This window comes from Bacillus sp. LR--39 (genome assembly GCF_053613335.1).
The window spans coordinates 1-623 of record NZ_JBSIOT010001131.1 but is presented as its reverse complement, the minus strand read 5'-3'; the positions used below and the strand labels follow the sequence as shown (position 1 = coordinate 623).

Below are 623 nucleotides of genomic sequence, written 5' to 3'. Positions count from 1 at the left end.
TATAGAGGATAAAAGGAATCAGCACGACAATCCAGGGCAGCACGGCCGAGACAAAGCTCCAGTTCGAACTCCATATATTCCCTGACAGCCAAACAGCCGCCTGCATAAAGTCATTTGGGTCCATTTTAAGCTGCAGCATTAAGATGGCCGCCGAAAACGCCGCATTCACTCCGATGCCGACCAAAACGAGGCGAATGGGATTCAAGCCTTTTTTCCACGCCAGCAAATAGATGGAAACGACTGCAAAGCAGGCTCCCAAAAATGCGAATATCGGCAGGGAAAAAACGAATCCTTTTTGCAGGTTGCCAACGTCTCCCTGAAAATAGAAGATGAACAGCACAACGGCAAAACCCGCTCCCGTATTGATGCCCAATATCCCCGGATCGGCCAGGTCATTCCGGGATATCCCCTGCCAGACGGCTCCGGAGACAGCAACCCCTGCACCGATCAGCATGGCGAGGATCATGCGCGGCAGACGGAATTCAAATAATACAAGTTCATCCTGCGGCGTTCCAAAGCCGAACAGTGTTCTCAATGTAGCAAGCGGGTCGATGCGGATTTCTCCCATGTTCATGCTTAATAAAAACACGGCGGCCGTCAGCACGGCCATGACGAGCATCACC

The 623-nt window shown here is 51.8% G+C and carries 1 protein-coding gene; it reads right to left on the bottom strand.

From position 1 onward, the window contains the following. On the bottom strand, window positions 1-622 hold a 622-nt coding region (locus tag ACWHAR_RS28905), incomplete at its 3' end, for a FecCD family ABC transporter permease (RefSeq protein ID WP_452088676.1). Window position 623 lies beyond the last annotated feature (1 nt).